Here is a 324-nt window from a genome sequence, read left to right as displayed (position 1 = left end):
TCGTCTTAATCGTCTTAATCGTCTTAATCGTCTTAATCGTCTTAATCGTCTTAATCGTCTTAATCGTCTTAATCGTCTTAATCGTCTTAATCGTCTTAATCGTCTTAATCGTCTTAATCGTCTTAATCGTCTTAATCGTCTTAATCGTCTTAATCGTCTTAATCGTCTTAATCGTCTTAATCGTCTTAATCGTCTTAATCGTCTTAATCGTCTTAATCGTCTTAATCGTCTTAATCGTCTTAATCGTCTTAATCGTCTTAATCGTCTTAATCGTCTTAATCGTCTTAATCGTCTTAATCGTCTTAATCGTCTTAATCGTCTTAA

The 324-nt window shown here is 33.3% G+C and carries 1 protein-coding gene; it reads right to left on the bottom strand.

Features of this window, described 5'->3' with window-relative positions; translation table 11 throughout:
• The coding region (locus HEP82_RS20295; protein WP_192459617.1) for a hypothetical protein at positions 1-324 on the bottom strand (324 nt) is incomplete at both ends.

The organism is Musicola keenii (assembly GCF_014855505.1).
In the GTDB taxonomy this organism is placed as follows: domain Bacteria; phylum Pseudomonadota; class Gammaproteobacteria; order Enterobacterales; family Enterobacteriaceae; genus Musicola; species Musicola paradisiaca.
The sequence above is the reverse complement of the archived record's forward strand: the minus strand, read 5'-3'. Positions and strand labels throughout refer to the sequence as shown.